Annotated in this window: 15 protein-coding genes; 3 read left to right on the top strand and 12 right to left on the bottom strand. The window is 30.0% G+C overall.

Annotated features, from left to right (window positions below):
* Positions 1-19: 19 nt before the first annotated feature.
* The 6 genes from FYJ27_RS06365 to FYJ27_RS06340 all read right to left on the bottom strand — a co-directional run bounded on the left by FYJ27_RS06365 (position 20) and on the right by FYJ27_RS06340 (position 7,170).
* Positions 20-427 carry a hypothetical protein gene (locus tag FYJ27_RS06365; protein WP_154484023.1) on the bottom strand — a complete coding sequence of 136 codons (408 nt, stop codon included), beginning with the start codon at positions 425-427 and terminating at the stop codon, positions 20-22.
* A gap of 30 nt (positions 428-457) precedes the next feature.
* Positions 458-1,939: a sodium:solute symporter family transporter gene (locus FYJ27_RS06360; protein ID WP_154484022.1), complete on the bottom strand. Its 1,482-nt coding sequence runs from the start codon at positions 1,937-1,939 to the stop codon at positions 458-460.
* A 20-nt stretch (positions 1,940-1,959) separates the two neighbouring features.
* Positions 1,960-2,382, bottom strand: coding sequence for a hypothetical protein (locus FYJ27_RS06355; protein ID WP_154484021.1), 423 nt, complete (start codon positions 2,380-2,382; stop codon positions 1,960-1,962).
* 21 nt (positions 2,383-2,403) lie between these two features.
* Positions 2,404-3,732 (bottom strand): acetyl-CoA hydrolase/transferase family protein, encoded by a 1,329-nt coding sequence (locus tag FYJ27_RS06350; RefSeq protein WP_154484020.1) that lies wholly within the window; start codon positions 3,730-3,732, stop codon positions 2,404-2,406.
* A 206-nt stretch (positions 3,733-3,938) separates the two neighbouring features.
* A complete protein-coding gene (locus FYJ27_RS06345) occupies positions 3,939-4,961 on the bottom strand; it encodes an alpha-hydroxy-acid oxidizing protein (protein WP_154484019.1) in 1,023 nt (340 codons plus the stop codon).
* 196 nt (positions 4,962-5,157) lie between these two features.
* Positions 5,158-7,170 (bottom strand): SPOR domain-containing protein, encoded by a 2,013-nt coding sequence (locus tag FYJ27_RS06340; RefSeq protein WP_195839095.1) that lies wholly within the window; start codon positions 7,168-7,170, stop codon positions 5,158-5,160.
* Positions 7,171-7,481: 311 nt separating this feature from the next.
* Between FYJ27_RS06340 and FYJ27_RS06335 the strand changes: the two genes are divergently transcribed.
* Positions 7,482-8,021: an HdeD family acid-resistance protein gene (locus tag FYJ27_RS06335; RefSeq protein WP_154484017.1), complete on the top strand. Its 540-nt coding sequence runs from the start codon at positions 7,482-7,484 to the stop codon at positions 8,019-8,021.
* Between the two features lie 52 nt (positions 8,022-8,073).
* Here FYJ27_RS06335 and FYJ27_RS06330 read toward each other — a convergent pair whose 3' ends face one another.
* Both FYJ27_RS06330 and FYJ27_RS06325 read right to left on the bottom strand, forming a co-directional pair.
* On the bottom strand, positions 8,074-9,315 hold the full coding sequence (locus FYJ27_RS06330) for an aminopeptidase P family protein (protein WP_154484016.1): 1,242 nt from the start codon (positions 9,313-9,315) through the stop codon (positions 8,074-8,076).
* Positions 9,316-9,384: 69 nt separating this feature from the next.
* Positions 9,385-10,713, bottom strand: a complete 1,329-nt coding sequence (locus FYJ27_RS06325; protein ID WP_154484015.1) for a circularly permuted type 2 ATP-grasp protein — start codon at positions 10,711-10,713, stop codon at positions 9,385-9,387.
* Between the two features lie 282 nt (positions 10,714-10,995).
* On the opposite strand from FYJ27_RS06325, the gene FYJ27_RS06320 reads away from it, so the two are divergent.
* Complete coding sequence (locus tag FYJ27_RS06320; protein WP_154484014.1) at positions 10,996-11,925, top strand: TDT family transporter; 930 nt, start codon at positions 10,996-10,998, stop codon at positions 11,923-11,925.
* Between the two features lie 30 nt (positions 11,926-11,955).
* Here the strand turns inward: FYJ27_RS06320 and FYJ27_RS06315 are convergent, their stop codons facing one another.
* Entirely contained in the window at positions 11,956-12,420 is a 465-nt protein-coding gene (locus FYJ27_RS06315; protein ID WP_154484013.1) for a C-GCAxxG-C-C family protein, read from the bottom strand.
* Positions 12,421-12,556: 136 nt separating this feature from the next.
* Positions 12,557-14,602, bottom strand: coding sequence for a methyl-accepting chemotaxis protein (locus tag FYJ27_RS06310; RefSeq protein ID WP_154484012.1), 2,046 nt, complete (start codon positions 14,600-14,602; stop codon positions 12,557-12,559).
* 471 nt (positions 14,603-15,073) lie between these two features.
* Between FYJ27_RS06310 and FYJ27_RS06305 the strand changes: the two genes are divergently transcribed.
* Complete coding sequence (locus FYJ27_RS06305) at positions 15,074-15,982, top strand: SMR family transporter (RefSeq protein WP_154484011.1); 909 nt, start codon at positions 15,074-15,076, stop codon at positions 15,980-15,982.
* Here FYJ27_RS06305 and FYJ27_RS06300 read toward each other — a convergent pair.
* Both FYJ27_RS06300 and FYJ27_RS06295 read right to left on the bottom strand, forming a co-directional pair.
* A complete protein-coding gene (locus FYJ27_RS06300) occupies positions 15,954-16,466 on the bottom strand; it encodes a GNAT family N-acetyltransferase (RefSeq protein WP_154484010.1) in 513 nt (170 codons plus the stop codon). The two genes, FYJ27_RS06305 and FYJ27_RS06300, sit on opposite strands and share 29 nt — an antisense overlap.
* Positions 16,466-18,187: an ABC transporter ATP-binding protein gene (locus FYJ27_RS06295; protein ID WP_195839094.1), complete on the bottom strand. Its 1,722-nt coding sequence runs from the start codon at positions 18,185-18,187 to the stop codon at positions 16,466-16,468. The genes FYJ27_RS06300 and FYJ27_RS06295 overlap by 1 nt, the downstream gene beginning before the upstream one ends.
* Positions 18,188-18,411: the final 224 nt, after the last annotated feature.

Genomic DNA, 18,411 nt, shown 5'->3' with positions numbered 1-18,411 from the left:
TTTTCCTACTACAACTAATTTACTGAAAACTTACTTTAGCTTGAAAAATATCATTAAATATGCTAAATATCTGGTCCATATCTATTTTTCTATCATCTGTATATAGTTTATATTCCCCATCTTTAGTATTCATTATAATAGAAGCATTTTTCAAAATGGTCCTCTTTCCCAATTCAATAGTTTTTATATCTTTATAATCTATTAATATATTGTTTTCACTGTAGTTTATTATCTTTTCCGTATCTAGTAATGCTAAGTCATCCCTTTTATTTTGACCAGCATCAGCTCTTAGCATCCAAGTTTTAAAGCTTTCTCCCAGCCATAATAGTACCAATCTTCTGTTGGTTATTACTACATCATAATATTCCTTCTTATAAAATCCTACTTGAAAAAACTTTGGTATAATATCTAAAACTACTTCATCCATGGAAACCCCTTCCATTCCTATGAGTATTTTTTAAGAATCCATTACTGCTTGTATATCACTATCTAGTTTAGGTTCTGATGTCATATACGAAACAACTATATATACTATAATAGAAATAACTAATGTCAATGTACCGTTGTATATTTTTAAAGGTGCAAATATATTTTCATAAAATGCAAAGCCTAGGCTCTTTGATACTTCTAGTCCAACATTTAGTACTAACCCAACAAGTATTGACCAAAATGCTCCTTCTTTAGTACCCCTTTTCCAGTTTAGTCCTATACCTAGTGCTGGAGCCAATGCTGCTGCAAAAGTTCCCCATCCAAATGCACCTAATATTGCTATACCTTTAGTTCCAAATGTGAAAGATACTACAACTGTAAGGATTGATAATAATACTACTGCTAGTCTACCGTACTTTAACTCTTGGTCAGAGCTTAGCTCTTTACCAAATACTTTTGGTATATCTCTAACCATAGATGCCGAAGCAAGATTTATAAAGGAATCAGCTGTAGACATAACGGCAGATATTATTCCTGCATATATTATTCCTGCCAATGCTTTAGGAGCATAAGTATTTAAAAATATGGATATAGCGTTGTCTGCGTTTTCCAGTGCAGCTAATTCTCCTATCTCAACTTTATATCTCACTGCTAGCCCAACACCTAACCACAATAATCCTCCCATCATCCCTGCTATACCTGCTAGTGCAGGACCCCATTTTAACTTTTTAGGATCTTTTATCATGTAAAATTTATGGGCTATTTGGGGTTGTCCTACTATACCTATGGACAAACAGAAAAACCAACCTATTGCTACACCAGGACCTATTAATCCAAAAGGTCCTACAAATTCTGGACTTACTTTATTTGCTAAGGTAGCAGTCATATTTGCCATTCCACCACCATGTACCAATGTATATCCAAAGACAATCAATGAAGATATTGCCATTATTGATCCTTGAAAAACATCTGTATATACCCCTGCCAACATACCACCAGCCACAGAATAAATAAGTACTATTGCCATACCAATAACTACAGACGCTTCAAAGGACAGGTTAAATATTGGAGAAAGAATAAATGCAAAAGCACTTATTTGGGTTGCTAGATAAAGTACAAGACCTATTATTGAAGCTATTGCAGATAAAAAGCTAGCACCTTTACTTTCATATCTAGCATATATGGCATCTGAAACTGTCATACAATCCCTCGTTTCTGCTAAAAACCTCATTTTTTTACCTAGTATTAGCCAAGCCATAGTAAAAGAAATAGACGTAGGGAATGTCATCCAAAGAGTACCTATTCCTAAATTATATTCTAACCCAGGACCCCCAACAAATACATATCCTGATATAGCAGCAGAAAACGAAGCCATAGCCACTGCTATTATACCTAGTCTTTTACCTGCAACAAAGAAGTCTTCCGAACTCTTTGTTTGCTTCATTGCCCAGAATCCAATTCCCAATACAATCAACATATATACAACTATTATTCCTATTACTACACCCATTATCTAGACCTCCTTTTATTTTAGTGTAATTCTGTTTCATGACCTATTTCTTTTTCAAATTTCTTTATATCATCTTCATCTAAATAATCTTCATCAAATCTAATGCCATAAACCAATGTTCCAAATATATAGGGAAGAATCCATACACCATATACCATAATAGCTGTGCCAGGTACAAATCCTAATACAGTACCCTTAAATACAGTGTCATCTATAAGGATCATTGCTAAAAATCCTACTGTCCATATGATATAAAGTGAAATCAATGAAAATTTAAGGCCTTTTCCAACTTTGTTTCTTCTTAATGCTCCTAAAGTCATCCATGAAACCATTACTACTGGGAAAGAAAGAACAAGTAATATAGGAAAATTACCTATTTGAGCTATTAGCATAAGTATTGCTCCTATGAGTAAAATCTTTACCCAAGTATCATTTTTATTCATGTCATAACCTCCTTTTATTTTTTACCATATTTGATTTTTATTTGCTTCAAACCTAAGCCAATCTCTAAAATCTGGATGAGCTATATTTATTAAAGCATCTACCCTATCTTTTACTGATAGTCCTCTTAACCATGCAACGCCATATTCTGTTACTACATAATCTACATCATTTCTTGAAAGGCTTACAATTGAACCTTGTTTTAGAAAAGGTAATATTTTAGAATGTAATTTTTCATTACCTAGTTCATCTTTTGTTTTATAAGTAGAATGCATTGCTATAATAGATTTCCCACCTTCGGATCTCTGGGAACCTATAACAGTATCTGCTTGTCCACCAGTGCCTGAATACTGAATACTTCCTATAGATTCAGAAGCACATTGACCAGTTAAATCTATTTCAAGACTAGCATTTATAGAAGTAAACTTTTTATTGTTTTTTATTTGAAATGGATCATTGACCCATGAACCAGATTTAAATAATACTGTAGGGTTATCATCTAAAAAGTCGTATAGTTTTCTAGAACCAAAGGCAAATGCACATACAGAATATCCATCATAAAAACCTTTTTGAGAATTGTCTACTGCACCACATTCTATTAAATCTACCATTGTTTCAGTAAACATTTCTGTATGGATTCCTAAATGTCTTTTTACCTTTAATTCATTGGCTACTGCATTTGGTATATTTCCTACACCTAATTGTATCGTGGAACCGTTTTCCACTAGTTCAGCTATATTTTGCCCTATTTTCCTATCTACATCTGTATAAGGAGTTATATTTATTTCTGGAACCTCTCTATTGCTCTCTACTATGGCATCTACTTGGCTTACATGGACTATATTGTCACCAAATGTCCTTGGATAATTAGGACTTACCTCACATATAACATAGGCTCCAGCATCTATTAAATCCTTCTCATAGATATTACTTATTGATAATGACATATATCCATGTTTGTCCATTGGAGAACATGTACAAAATAATACTACCCTTCTGTCTTTTATACCAGATAATTTTTTCCATACTGCTATATGGGCATGTTGAGGTGTAAAAGTAGCATTCCCTTTTTTATGAGCCTCTCTAAGTGCTTTGGTAAAATACCAACCATGATTAAATACAACATCTTTATATTCTGGATTTTTCATAACTTCATAATTACCTACAGGTAAACAAGTTTGAAGTTGTACACCAGATACTCCATTGTCTTTTACTTTGTGAAGATTTTCTAGCAATATCATTGGCTCTGCTGCTGCCTGTGCAGCAATTATTACATCATTAGATTTAATCAATCTAAGTGCTTCATCTACAGTTACTGTTTTGTCTTTATATATTTTTTTGAAATATTCCATATATAATTGCCTCCTCTATATAATTTGTAATTACAAATTATATAAAGCAATATCTATGCCAAAGTGAAAAGTCTTTAAATATAGGCATTATAGAAGTTTTTAAATAAATTATAAATAGATCTTATGTAACATAAGGTTACCCATGTAACGATATGTTACATGGGTATTGAATTTAAAACATTTTAAATTATATTAGTATACAATTATTACCACTCTATTGAAATCTTTGAGCTGTCAATAGAAGAAAGGTCTTTACACCCTGTTAATATCATGGCTTGATACAGTTCCTTCTTCATATTTTCAAGAATCAATGAAACCCCTTCTTTATAACCTCCAAAGGCTCCAATGATTATAGGTCTACCTATTAGCACTCCATCTGCTCCTAAAGCTAACATCTTAAATACATCTACTCCTGAACGTATTCCACCATCTACAAGGATCATGATATCTCCCTTTACAGCTTTACTTATTTCAGATAATGCCTTTGCAGTAGATTCAGCATAGTCTAATACTCTACCACCGTGATTTGAAACCACTATAGCTTTAGCCCCTATCTCTACAGCCAATTTAGCTTCTTCAACAGTCATTATTCCCTTTAAAATAAAAGGTAATTTAGTTGAAGAAACTAATTCTTTCAACTCTTCTATAGTTTTTGGCCCAACAGGTTGTCCTTTTAGTGCCATAGTCACTAAACCGGCACCATCAATATCTACCCCTACAGCTATTGAATTGATACTTTCTGCCTTCTTTATATTTTCAATAATATCTTTGTTTTCTCTTGGTTTAATAATAGGTACCCCTTTGCCATTAACTGTTTTTAAAGCACTAAGTCCATCTTCATACATAGTTAAATCTGCTGAATCACCAATCATGGCAATTGTACCTGATGATATACTGCCATTTACTACACTATCTATATACTCTCTTTCTGTTAAAGCCCCTCCCATATTAAATACACTTCCTGTTACAGGTGCTGATATTATAGGAAAGTCTAATTTTGTACCAAAGAATTCAAAATCTAAATCTGGATTTTTAGCATCATGAATAGTTTTTAGTCTTAATTTAACTTTACTCAAATCTTCTACATTTGCTTTAAAAGCAGAGCCTGTCAATGAACCTCCCATACCTGGAACTTCTCCAGCACAAGCTACTCCATTGCATACAGGACAAACTCTACAATATCCTTTCATTTTTTCCCTTGCCATAGATCTAACTTCTTTTAATTCCATAATAAAGATCACTTCCTTTCTTTAATTATTATACCAAATTTGTGAACATAATTTTTTTCTTTTCAAATTCAATTTATAAAAATGGTATAGATATTTTAGAAGGTATTTTCATGAACACATAGAATACATTTATCATTATATTTAGCAAAAAAATAGTAAAAATGCAGGAAATAACAGTATTCCCTGCATTTATTATTTATTTGTTCTTTTTTCTTCCTAAAAACATACCATATACTAATAGTAATAGACCACTACTATAAAAACCTATATTATTTTTGTACCCTGTTTTTGGTAAAATACCTTTGTTATCTTCTGGCTTGTCCGATTCTTCTTTTGGAGATACTGTTTTTTTATCATTTCCTGATTTATTTGAATCTGATGGATCTTTTGGTTCTTTTGGTTCTTTGGGATCTTTGGGTTTCTCTGGCTTTTCTGGATCCGTTGGTTCATCTAAATCTTCTGAACCTTCAAGTTCAGCTATTCTTTGCTCCGCTTCAATAAGCTTATCAATATTTGATACTAGGATTTTTTGTTCTTGTGATAATTTTTCAAAAGCTGATCTAGCCCTTTCTACTTCTTCCTTATGCTCCATTTTTAAATCTTTTGCTTCTGGTAATTTTTCAATTAAATCTATTACCTCTTGAATATCGCCAAATCCTCTGTTTAACCAATTTCTTAACTCTTCAATACTGTCTTTAATATTATATGGAATTAAAGCTTTTTGGCTATCTGTAAGTACATTATCATATTTATTGATAATATTTTGCACCAATTCTAAATCATCTATAGTAAGTTCTTCAACTTCTGGTAGTTGTTCAACTCCATTGCTAAATTCTAAACTAGTATTCATATCTTCTTCTAATGGTACTGGTGTATTGTATAAGTCTCTCATATAATCTCTTATAATAGAAATACCATAGTCTGGATTTGGAGCCCAAAGCCCTCCTAGATCTTCTACATATTGTATAGTTCCAGCCCATTCAGCTTCCTTAGTTTTATACCATCTTGGATGAGGCTCACCTATTGGATCTACTCCACAATAAATTCCTAGATGATTAAAATGTCCTCTAACCCCATCTTCAGGAGTATCAAAAGTTTCATGATCTTCTGGCCTATCTCCAACAGGATCTGCTATTTTTATTCCTGCCCAGTTATTCATTTCAGGCTTCACTGCTCCAGTATACTTTCCAAAATTAGTCTCCTTGCCTGCTTGTGTATAAAGGATTTCTGGTCTCATTCCAGTTTTTTCGCCATATATCCAATACATAGGAGCTATATCAACATAGCGCTTATGGGCCCCTCTTTTAACAGCCCAAGCTTGAGCTTGTCTTACAACTGCTCCTGTTTCAGATTTAATTGGGGTTTTTAAAGATTGGATCTTTTCCTCTACAGCTACAAGTTTTTCTAAATATCCAGCCTCTATTTTTTCTCTTTCTTCATTAGCTATTTCATTATAAAGTTTTCTTGCCTTTTCACTATTTACCTTATCCTTTACAATTATCTCTATAATACTATCTGGATCTGGCAATTGATCTACTAAATTCATAAATTCTTCATGAGGTGGACATTCTCTAACTGGATCATCTGGCCTAAATGTATCTATATTCCTAAATGTAAATTCTTTTATGAAATAGTCATATCCCTTTTGTTTAACAATTTCAGCATAATTCTCTGCTTCTTCTTTAGTTTCAAACTTTCCTGCTAATGCATAGTGGTTATGAGTATCATCTGGGAGAAATAATCCAAAAGCATTTGCAAATCCATCATCAATCATTTTTTGAACTTGGTTTAAAGCGTTTTCCTTAGTACTAAATACCCCTGTTTGAATAGTAAACCAAGTTTTCTCTACTAAATCTTTCGCCATAATAATATCCCAGCGGGTAAAGTTTTTTTCAGTTATCCAAGCTGATTCATATCCTTTGTGTTTCTTCACTTCATCAACTAATCTCTGAGCATCATCTCTGTATTCAAAACCTCCAGCCATTACATAATAGTTGTGACTGTTTGGATCGTCAAATATAAAAGCCTCTTCAAAACCCAGCTTGTACAAATTTAAAGCTATATTGAAAGCAGTGTCTTTGTTGGTAGTAACAGATGCTTGAACACAATACCAGAGCTTCGCATCTTCTCCTTGTCCTATAGCTGGTATACTAAAAGACAATATCATAGATAAAATCATTACCAATGAAATTAACTTTTTACCCTTCATAAAATTAATCCCCCTTTGGACTTTATATTTTCCCATTGTTGTATAAGTATACCATTTTTGAAATAATATTTCAATATATATTTTATATTCGAAATATTATTTCAATATTATCGTTTGATTTATCCGGCTTTTCTAGTTTTGCTCCATCTTCCGAAAAATCCTCTACATGTCTATTTACATATATATTTACATAAGCTATTTCCATATAACTAGAAAACAGTTTTCTTATATATTTTTTTATTTTTTTGAATACTAACAATAAAACTGGGTAAATATAGATTGATAACTTTAATAAATGGGGGAATGAAGTCGTGAAAAATTTTATCAAACAAACTAAAATAAGTTTTATTCTAATGGCAATTATGTACATAGTATTCGGTATACTATTTTTGACTCGTCCAAATTTTACTAACAAGATTATTGTTACAATCTTAGGTTTGATGTTGAGTATATATGGAATCTCTCAAATACTTAAACATGTCAATTCTGATGATGTTGAAAAAGTCCAAAGCTTTCATCTTAGCATTGGAATTATTACCCTATTAATAGGAATTTATTTTTTCATAAAGCCAGATATAATAATTTCTATACTAGGCGCAATTCTAGGACTTTTCCTATTTTTACATGGGGCTTTAAATTTACAACATGCTTTTAACTTAAAAAATATGTACTATGAAAAATGGTGGGTACTTACTATATTTGGTATTATATCTATAATACTTGGATTCTACGGAGTTATGAATCCTACAAGTATTTCTCCAGTATTTTCAATAGTTATTGGTTTAGGTATGATAATAAGTGGATTAAGTGATATATTTATAATATATAAAATTTCATCCCATTTTAAATAAAACCTATCCCCCAAACTATAATCAATATAGATATGGGGGATTTTTACTTTAACTATCTATTCATATAATCTTCTATCTCTTCTACAGTTTTTAAAATATCTTTAGATAGATTTTCACATCCATCTTCTGTTATCAACAGATCATCTTCTATTCTTATTCCTATTCCTTCTTCTTCAATATAAAGACCTGGCTCATTTGTTATAACCATACCTGGTTTGAGAACTGTATTATATATTCCTATATCATGAGCATCCAACCCTAAATAATGGGATACACTATGGAAATAGTATTTTACAAGCTCCTTATCATCCCTTATTAGCCCTAACTCTTTACAACCTTCTGTTAATACTTTTTTAGCAATTTCATTTAATTCCTTATAAGGAAGGCCTGGTCTTGCTGCTTCTTCAACAGCTTCTTTTGCCTTTAATACAACATTATAAACTTGTTTTTGTCTTTCAGTGAATTTTCCATTTACAGGGAATGTACGGCTTATATCTGCATTATAGTATTTATATTGGGCTCCTAAATCGAATAATATTAAATCTCCATCTTCAGCTCTACAATTATTCTCCACATAATGAAGTATAGTAGCATTTTTCCCACTTGCAGCAATGGTCTTAAAAGCCTTCTCATATATTCCATTTTTCTTTAAGGTAAAATCAAAATATGCTTCAATTTCGTATTCCATCATTCCTGGTTTAATATTATCTATCATATTCTCTATGCCTTCTTGGGTTATTTCTATTGCCTTTTTCATAAGTTGAATCTCTTCATCTGATTTTATAACCCTTAACTTTGCAATATCATAATAGGCGTTTTTTATTTCAATATATGGATATCTTTCATTGATCATCTTAGCAAAATATTGGGGATCAGTTATTGCAGCTCTAATCTCTTGTCTTTCTAAATCTAAATATAACTTTTCAATTCTATTCCTTTCTAAAATAGAACCAATAGTTTCTTCAAATTTATCTAAGTAATCAATATTTTCTACTCCTGATACTTCTTTTGCTTCTTCAGCAGTCATTCTAGCCCCAATCCATCTTGCCATAACTGGATCTGGTCTTTCTACAAATATCTTTTCTGAAATATCTCCATCTATTTTACTTATCAATAGGATAATTTTCTCCCTATCAATTCCAGTTAAATAATAGAAATTCCTATTTGGCGCAAACTGATACTGTTCATCTGCAGATTTATATGGTGCTGTACCTGCAAATAACAACAATATACTATTGTCTTCTAAAGCTTTACCTAGTTCTTTTCTGTTTTTAATGAAGAACTCTTTATCCATTTTAAAGACCCCTTTCCTCGTATAATCACTAGTTAAATTATACCATGTAAACTATTAGATAGTCTATAATCATACTTGTGACAAAACCAACATATTGGGAATTGAAAAATATCCTTCTCTTCCAAATATTATATTGTTCCTGCTAATCCTAGTATAAACCCCTGCAAATTTTTCATTGTACATATATACTCCTATATTAAGCTTAAAATCTTTAACTTTTAATTTTCCATCTTCAAATTGTACAAAAGGTCTAGTATAGGGGTCAATAAATTCTTGAACTAAATAGTCCTTATTCCAACACTTGATCAATATATTATTCCATTCTTCTTCAGAAAAATCTCTACCAGCATTAACACCCTGAGAAGCAAAGGAATCTATAGGTTTTATTATATAACTATCTTTATTTTTCAAAACCTGTTCAAATATCTTCTCGTCACCACCAAATTCCTTAGTAATAGGGATATGGTTCTTTATAAGATTTCTTTCTTCTTCTGACAAAAAGCTTAAAGTATCTTCATCATGGAGTATTTTAAATATAATCTTATTGTGCATTATTTGAGACCTAAGAGAACCTACAACACATACTGCTCCATCTTTATAAGCCTCTATAAGATCAGGTATTTCATTAGACTTTTCTATAAACTCTACAGTAACTATCCTCCTATATATAAGATCTATCCTCATATCTTCATAGTACAACTTTCCATCCCTATATTTCAAATCCCTTGGATCTGCAATAACACAATTATAACCATGTTCTATATATGCTTTTTTAAAAGCTTCAAATTCAGCCGTTATTCCAGTTTCTTTAAAATCTACAATTGCTATATTAGGTTTATTATCCTTCTTATCATATCTACTATATATTTTTAAACTTTCCTCAACCCAGCTATTTATCAATTCAAAATAGGATATATTATACCTTTTTTTCATTATTTCCATGGATTCAGTATCTAGCAGTATATTTGAAAAAATATTGTCCTCATTCATACCAGAAGTGCCATCTGTATTTACCTCTATAAATTTAAATTTATCTCCTCCACCATAGAAAAGGTCAAACCTTCCTATAGGAATATTTACATCATAACCTGGATCTACCAATATAAGTTCTTCCAATAGCTTAGGATATTTAAACTTCTTCCTATACTCTGGAGATTCTATGTATTTTTCTGTAACCTTATTTGCTATAGACATTAATACTTTCCCTATATTATTGAAGTTTTCTATATCTTTTTCAGTAAAAAACATAGGTTGATATAAAAAAGGGATTGGCTTTCCCTTATATCTTGCATTGGATTTTGCTACCTTTTCCACTGTTAATCTATAATCTTCATAATACTTCTCAGGATTTTCTTTTACAATATCTATATACTCCTTAGTTAAACTAAGTCCATCCATACTACTTCACCTCTACTAAATATTTTAGTATATACTTACCCAATATTATGAAGTTTTAATACTTGTCAACTATTAATAAATCTTTATTATATAATTATGACTTTGATATAACTGGAACTGGGCTTTCTACAAATAATAATACCATAGAAACCATTATCTAGTATATTGTACTTCCTTTATTAGAGGACAATTATTATAGATATTTTCTATTGGACTTGTTTTTGCTTATATGGTAATCTATGGTAGAATAGTTAAAATATAAATAGGAATGGAGAGATGCATATGAAAAGAATAGTTAAACAATTGCCAGTACCAATTGTTGGACTAATGTTAGCTTTAGCAGCTACTGGAAATCTAGTACTATCCTATGGAAATATCTACAGAAATATCTTTGGTATATTGTCTGCTATTATTTTAATTTTAATGCTTTTAAAGATCATAATATATCCAAAAGAAGTAAGAGAAAGTTTAGATAACCCTGTAGTTTATAGTGTTTTTCCTACTTTTTCTATGGGAATTATGCTTTTATCCACTTATATAAAAGACTTTTCATATTCATTAGCCTTTATTATGTGGATTATTGGACTTATTCTTCATATTATATTAATCTTTTCCTTTACAAGGAAATATATATTTAACTTCAATATTAAAAAAGTTTTCCCTAGTTGGTTTATTGTCTATGTTGGAATTGTAGTAGCATCTGTTACTAGTCCAGTATTTAATATGATGAAAATTGGACAAGTAATATTTTGGTTTGGATTTATATCTTATTTAATATTATTGCCAATTATTTTGAAAAGGGTTTTAAAGATTGGAGAGATTCCAAAACCAGCACTACCTACAATTGTAATCTTCTCTGCACCTGCTAGCCTTTGTTTAGCTGGATATATGAATTCTTTTCAGAATAAAAACATGATCATTGTCTGGTTCTTAGTAGCTTTATCACAACTTACACTGCTATGTATATTATTCCAACTACCTAAACTATTGAAACTACGATTCTATCCTAGTTATTCAGCTTTTACTTTTCCACTAGTTATTAGTGCCATATCTATTAAATTAACAAATGGATTTTTAGCTAATATAGGGAAACCTATACCAATACTTAAATATATTATAAAGTTTGAAGAATTAATATCAGTTATAATGGTACTTTATGTATTATTTAAATATGTAAAATTCATGTCTAATAAAACTGAAACTGTAAAATAATAGTAAGCCACTAAAATTAGTGGCTTACTATTATTTTATTTCAACTTGTCCATCTTCTATTAATTTTTCAGCAACCCATTCTGCAACTTTTCCAGTAATTTCTACACAGTGTTTTTTCCTTTCAGGGCTTTTGAAATTATCCCCTGCCCACTGTCTAGTCATAACCCTACAACAAGTTGAGCCATATTCTTCTTTTATAAAATCATGTAGTCCTGCTGCTATTGGAAACATTTTATCATTCATAGGTTCCCCATGTACTCTACCATATACCATTCCCAGAGCCATTTGTCCCCCGCTTACAGCTCCACATAAACAGCCAGATTTTCCCATGCCTATTGGAAATCCTGAAGCCATTTTTACAATGTCATCATTATAGGGTTTATCAAGCAATCTGTTTATAGTATGCACTACTGCTTCTGAACAAAAAAATTCTCCTCTTTCAAAGTATCCCTCTGCTTCTTTTTTTACTGACTCCAACAGTTCTTCTCTTGTCATACATATACCCCCTAAGCTTTTATTCATACTAATTTTACGATACTATAGCCATTAAAACAAATTAATATTATCTATAATGTTTGTATTAATATATATAAAAATTATAGATAATATTAGCTTAGGAATATATTGCCTTCTATATTTTAAATTTCTGAACCATATCATTTAACTTTTGTGCAAGCTCAGATTGTCTCTGGGCTGTTTCAGCTACATACTCTATAGCTTCTGTAGTTTCATTCATATTTTCCCTTATAGTCTCTGCTTTTTCACTAGATTTCTGTGTGGACTGAGCCATACTTTGAATTGCATCACTTACTTCACCAACTGTTGCTGTAATTTCTTCTGACATGGCTGCTAATTCTTCTGACATTGTACTTACAAAATCTGAATCAATATAGTATTGATTACCCATTTCTTCATATTCGTCATAATTTTTTCTAATATCCACATCTATAAATGCCAATATATCATTACCTGTTTCGATACTATCATTAAATACTTTTTTCACTGATTCTATAGTGTTTTGTATATCTATTACAGCATCGGAAGATTGTTCTGCAAGTTTTCTTACTTCTTCTGCTACTACTGCAAACCCTCTTCCATGTTCTCCTGCTCTTGCAGCTTCTATTGCAGCATTTAAAGCTAATAGATTAGTTTGTTCTGCTATGGAGGAAATAGTGTCTGTCATGATTTTTATATTGTCTATTACAGCACTTTCTTCAATAACTTTTTTCATATTGTTTTCCTTTTGAATATACAATTCTACTGCTTTTTGTTTTGCATCTTTACTATTAACCTGTACCTGACTTGCCCTCTCCTTAGCAGATTTCGCATTGTGACTACCTTTTGTAGCATTTGAAGATAATACATTTACACTTGAATCTACTTCTTCCATAGATGCGCTTATTTCTTCTGACGCAGCACTAGATTCTTCCATATCTTCTGCAATTGTATCTACAGCATCATTGATTGTTAAGGACTTTGCTGACAATTCTTCAACTGTTGCTGATAACTCCTCAGCCGATGTGTTAATATATTCAGAATTATCCATTATAGATTTTATAATAGAATGGATATTTTCCTTCATTTTGTTTAAATGATTACTCATTTCACCAAGTTCATCATTACTTTTTAATTCTAGTTGTCCTGTTAAATCTCCATCTGCTATTTGCATAGCAAAATCATTAACTTTTTTAATATTATTTCCTATGTAATTTGCAAATAAAAATATACATAAAACTACTATTACAATTGAAATTATTATTATAGAACCTATCTTAGTTCTTAAAGAATCTACTTGTGAATAAACTTCTGACTCTGGTATTGCCATACATACAATCCAATTGGTGCCATCTATAGTCTTATAATATACTTTTTCAGTTCCATGATCATCTTTAAATGTTGATTTGCCATTCTTTTTAGATAACATTTCTTTACCTAAATCTGCTAATGTTTCGTTTTTATCATCCTTTATATTAATTTTCATCATTTTAGATTCATCTTGATCTGCAATGTATAGACCATTTCCATCTATTAAAAAAACCCTGCCTTTATTGCCTATTTTCATGCTTTTAATATTATTCTGTAAAGTAGATAAATCTATATCTGCTGTAGTTACTCCAATAAAATTATTGTTTTTATCATAAAATGGAGATGTTGAAGTTACCATAGCAACCTTTGCAACTTCATCATAGTAGGGAGCTGACCATTCAACAGTTTTTTCGGAGTCTTTTCCAATTTTATACCAGTCATTTTGTTTATAATCTACTTTACTGTATTCATCTAAATAGACAGCCTTACCATTGGATTTATAAGCATAAGGCCCAAATAACTCTCTTTCTTCATCAAATTTAAATGGCTCAAACCAAATTCCTCCACCAGAAGTTTCCTCATTTGTCTCAATTAAATCCTTTATAATATTAGCATAATTTTCTTCAGTAAAAATTGATAAAGAGCTTTCTACCATTCTGGCCATGCTTTCAGATATTTTTTCATGCCTTTGAAGGCTTTTCTCTATTTCTTGAGTTTTTTCATTAACTAAGCTATTCATTCTTATCTCAAGTTCATTGTTTATTATCTTCTTCGAACTAGAAAAGCTCATATATCCTAGTGAACACATTGATAATATAATTACGGGAAGAAGCAATAGTATCATTTTTACTTTTATACTTTTAACTTTCATAAATTCAACTCCTTATATAAATATTATATAGTAGTTTATAATATCGACTAAAAAGGTAAACTCTTTAGTGCTTATATTAAAACTAACATATTAGGAATTGAAAAATACCCTTCTCTTCCAAAAATTATATTGTTCCTGTTAATCTTAGTATAAAGCCCTGTAAATTTTTCATTGTACATATATACTCCTATATTAAGCTTAAAATCTTTAACTTTTATTATTGAAGTTTTCTATGCCTTTTTCAGCAAAAAACATAGGTTGATATAAAAAAGGGATTGGCTTTTACTATATCCATATATTCCTTAGTTAAAATAAGTCCATCCATACTACTTCACCTCTACTAAATATTTTAGTATATACTTATCCAATATGGTGAAGTTTTAATACTTGTCAACTATTAATAAATCTTTATTGTATAATTATGACTTTACTGGTATAGTGAAATTAGATTTGAAAACAGGGGGAAAGGTTATGTTCTTCTTATTTCTCGCAACACTTTGTAGTTCTTTAATTGCCCTTATATTTAAATACGCAGAAAATTCTAATACAAATAGGTATGCTATTACTAGTTCCAATTATTTTATTGCTTTTTCAACTAGTTTATTTATGATCTTCTACAAGGACTTATTTAAAAATATAACGAAAGAAAATACTTTTTTTAATGAATTTAAACTTTTACATTCTAATAATATACATACTTTATCCCCATATTCCAGCATAATTTGGGGAATTATAGTAGGCTCTATTGCAGGAATTTTCTTTTTTCTCTCCTTTATTTTTTATCAAAAAAGTGTAAAAGAAAATGGGGTAGGTATATCTGGTACCTTTGCTAAACTAGGTATATTGATACCTATGATTTTTTCTATAATACTTTGGAATGAACTCCCTTCTTTTATTCAATGGATAGGGATCATACTCTCCATGGCTTCTATAATTATTGTAAATCTACCTAATAATATGGAAGATAGATTTAATTATAATAAAAGCCTTATACTACTCTTTATACTTGGAGGTATGGCAGAGTTTTCAAATAAAATATATCAAAAATATGCATTAAATGAATTTAAAGATATATTTTTATTCTCAGTATTCTTTGTAGCTTTTTTAATAAGCATATATTATACTTTAAAACAAAAAAATAAGATTACAAAAAAAGATATACTTACTGGATTTGCAGTAGGCATACCTAATCTATTTTCTTCATATTTTTTAATATTATCTTTAGAAAGTGTAAAAACTTCTGTTGCCTTCCCTATTTATAGTGCTGGAAGCATTGTTTTAATAAATATTGGAGGTTTCTTTATATTTAAAGAAAAGCTTTCTAATAAGAATAAATTAGCAATAGTACTTACTATAATTGCTTTAGTTTTAATAAATTAGCCTTATAATCTTTAAAACCACAAAAGTCCTTTCTATAAAAATCTCCAACAACTTTAAAACCTAAACTTTCATGAAAAGACAGGGAGGCTATGTTTTTTTCTGGAGCCATATTTACAAATACTAATATCCCTTTTTCTTTATAATTGTTTTTCAGAAATCTATAAAGTTCTTTACCAATATGTTGACCTTGAAATTCCTCTTTAACACCTATCTGCTCAGAGTAAACACAGTTATGGATATTCTCTCTAAGCTCAGTGTACTTTAACATATCTTTAGGATATTTAATACTAAACCACAAAAATCCTACAACCCTGTTGTCAATCCTAGCAACTATAAAATTTTCAATATTATCTTTTATAAACTCCTTAGGGATTATCCTTAATAAAACCCCTCTTTCCTTGTTTTTAGCATATTCTATATTAAGCTCTTTTGAAATATTATGAATAGATATATAATCTTCTTTTTTAGCATATTCTATAATCATTATTGGCTCATCCCTTCTATAAGACCATCATAGGCTGCTTTTTCTACATTATATAGATTGTAGAAAAAGCCTTTTCTATCTATTAGCTCATAGAAACTGCCTTCTTCAATAATAGTACCATTGTCCATAACTACTATCTTATCATATCTTTGCAACAATTCTTCATTTAGTTTATGGGTTATAACTATACTAGTTAACCCTTCTATATCCAATATTGAAGATTCTATTTCATAGGAAGTTTCTGAATCAAGGCTTGCTGTAGCTTCATCTAATAAGAGTATAGGGGTATTTTTAATTAAAGCCCTAGCTATGGATATTCTCTGTTTTTCCCCTCCTGAAAGATTGCAGCCATTTTCTCCTACACTGGAATCACTCCCATTAGGCAAAGTTTTGACTAAATCTAAAAGTCCAGACTGGATTATTGCCCTATCTATTTCATCATCTGTATAGTTTCCATATAAAGCAATATTGGCTTTAATGCTATCATCAAACATAAATACATTCTGCTGTATTATAGATATAAGATCATAGGTAGAAGAAATCTTTAATTCCCTATTCTCCATATTGTCTATAACTATTTCTCCATCATAGCCTTTATAATATCTTAATAGAAGTTTTAATAAAGTAGACTTGCCACTACCACTTTTCCCTACAATAGCTACCTTCTCACCTTTATCTATACTTAAGTTCATATCTTTAAGTATTTGCCTGTCTTCATTGTATGAAAAAGATAGATTTTTAAATTCAATAGAATTTTCAAAGGAGCTTTTTTCTAAGCCCTCATCACAGACCCTATCTACTTTAACTATATTTCCTATTTTATCATTTATAGGTTTTATCCCCTTTATTTTATTAACTATATTGGAATAATTAAGGATAGGATTTACTATATAGTTCATAAGCTGTACCGAAGTCAACATTCCACCTACAGTAAATTTGCCTTTTAATACAAGATAAGTCCCTAATCCTAGAGGAGCAAAGAAGACCATAGAACCAAAAAATTGTGATAAGGAATTGACTATAGCTTCCATTTTAGCAGAATCATATTTCCTATCTTCTACAGCATTATTTGAGTTATTATAATCTTCCCTTATCTTTTCTTCTATATTGAAGCTTTTAATAACTTCAAATCCTGAAAATATATCTTTAATCTTCGTAGTAAAATTACTTACACTATTGGAATATTCCTTTTTCCTCCTTCCCATTTCTTTTTGAAATATTAAAGGAATGAAAATAGGAATAAAACCTATTATAAAAGCTGCAATAGCTATGTATATATTTAGTCTGAAAATTGAATAAGTTCCCAATATAAATAAAGATATATATTGGAAGCTATCTAAAATATTTATAAAATAATCTTGTTCGATTAAATTAGTATCATTATTTATAGTTGAAATATAGTCAGCACTATTTTGATCATTAAAAGAAGCCATATCCTTAGACATTATATTGTTAAATATATCTTCTTTTAAATAACACATAGATTCTCTAATAAACTTTCCTCTAAATATTCTAACTAAATATGACAATATAGCCTCAGCTGCCATAGTCCCCATTCCAATATATAAAATTCTTTTAAATCCCAATCCACTTCCCGTAACACTAACATCTACAATATTTCCAAGAATAAAAGCAAAAAATATATCTACAATAGAAAGAAGTACTGCAAATAATAAATTTAAAAATAAAAGCCCCCTTGGTTTAAAAAAATATTTTCTCATACCCATGCCCCCATGAAATTAATATTATATTTAAAGATTTAAATATAATATACCATCATTTATTAAAAATAGCAATCAATTAATTAATAATTATGATTAACTAATTAATAAATTTAATATTAAAGTTGATTTTATTGAATGTTATGTTTTCAAGCCTTTTTAAAATAAATTTAATGACTCGTTTATTGGCAATTTAATAAATAAAATTTTCAGTAATATTATTG

The sequence above is a fragment of the Anaerosalibacter bizertensis genome, from assembly GCF_009696605.1.
Lineage (GTDB): Bacteria > Bacillota > Clostridia > Tissierellales > Sporanaerobacteraceae > Anaerosalibacter > Anaerosalibacter bizertensis.
The sequence above is the reverse complement of the archived record's forward strand: the minus strand, read 5'-3'. Positions and strand labels throughout refer to the sequence as shown.

What these genes read in the sequence shown, in the direction of transcription:
- FYJ27_RS06365 (WP_154484023.1), bottom strand. Translation starts at nt 427, where the DNA reads ATGGATGAAGTAGTTTTAGATATTATACCAAAGTTTTTTCAAGTAGGA.
- FYJ27_RS06360 (WP_154484022.1), bottom strand. Translation starts at nt 1,939, where the DNA reads ATGGGTGTAGTAATAGGAATAATAGTTGTATATATGTTGATTGTATTG.
- FYJ27_RS06355 (WP_154484021.1), bottom strand. Translation starts at nt 2,382, where the DNA reads ATGAATAAAAATGATACTTGGGTAAAGATTTTACTCATAGGAGCAATA.
- FYJ27_RS06350 (WP_154484020.1), bottom strand. Translation starts at nt 3,732, where the DNA reads ATGGAATATTTCAAAAAAATATATAAAGACAAAACAGTAACTGTAGAT.
- FYJ27_RS06345 (WP_154484019.1), bottom strand. Translation starts at nt 4,961, where the DNA reads ATGGAATTAAAAGAAGTTAGATCTATGGCAAGGGAAAAAATGAAAGGA.
- FYJ27_RS06340 (WP_195839095.1), bottom strand. Translation starts at nt 7,170, where the DNA reads ATGAAGGGTAAAAAGTTAATTTCATTGGTAATGATTTTATCTATGATA.
- FYJ27_RS06330 (WP_154484016.1), bottom strand. Translation starts at nt 9,315, where the DNA reads ATGGATAAAGAGTTCTTCATTAAAAACAGAAAAGAACTAGGTAAAGCT.
- FYJ27_RS06325 (WP_154484015.1), bottom strand. Translation starts at nt 10,713, where the DNA reads ATGGATGGACTTAGTTTAACTAAGGAGTATATAGATATTGTAAAAGAA.
- FYJ27_RS06320 (WP_154484014.1), top strand. Translation starts at nt 10,996, where the DNA reads ATGAAAAGAATAGTTAAACAATTGCCAGTACCAATTGTTGGACTAATG.
- FYJ27_RS06315 (WP_154484013.1), bottom strand. Translation starts at nt 12,420, where the DNA reads ATGACAAGAGAAGAACTGTTGGAGTCAGTAAAAAAAGAAGCAGAGGGA.
- FYJ27_RS06310 (WP_154484012.1), bottom strand. Translation starts at nt 14,602, where the DNA reads ATGAAAGTTAAAAGTATAAAAGTAAAAATGATACTATTGCTTCTTCCC.
- FYJ27_RS06305 (WP_154484011.1), top strand. Translation starts at nt 15,074, where the DNA reads ATGTTCTTCTTATTTCTCGCAACACTTTGTAGTTCTTTAATTGCCCTT.
- FYJ27_RS06300 (WP_154484010.1), bottom strand. Translation starts at nt 16,466, where the DNA reads ATGATTATAGAATATGCTAAAAAAGAAGATTATATATCTATTCATAAT.
- FYJ27_RS06295 (WP_195839094.1), bottom strand. Translation starts at nt 18,187, where the DNA reads ATGAGAAAATATTTTTTTAAACCAAGGGGGCTTTTATTTTTAAATTTA.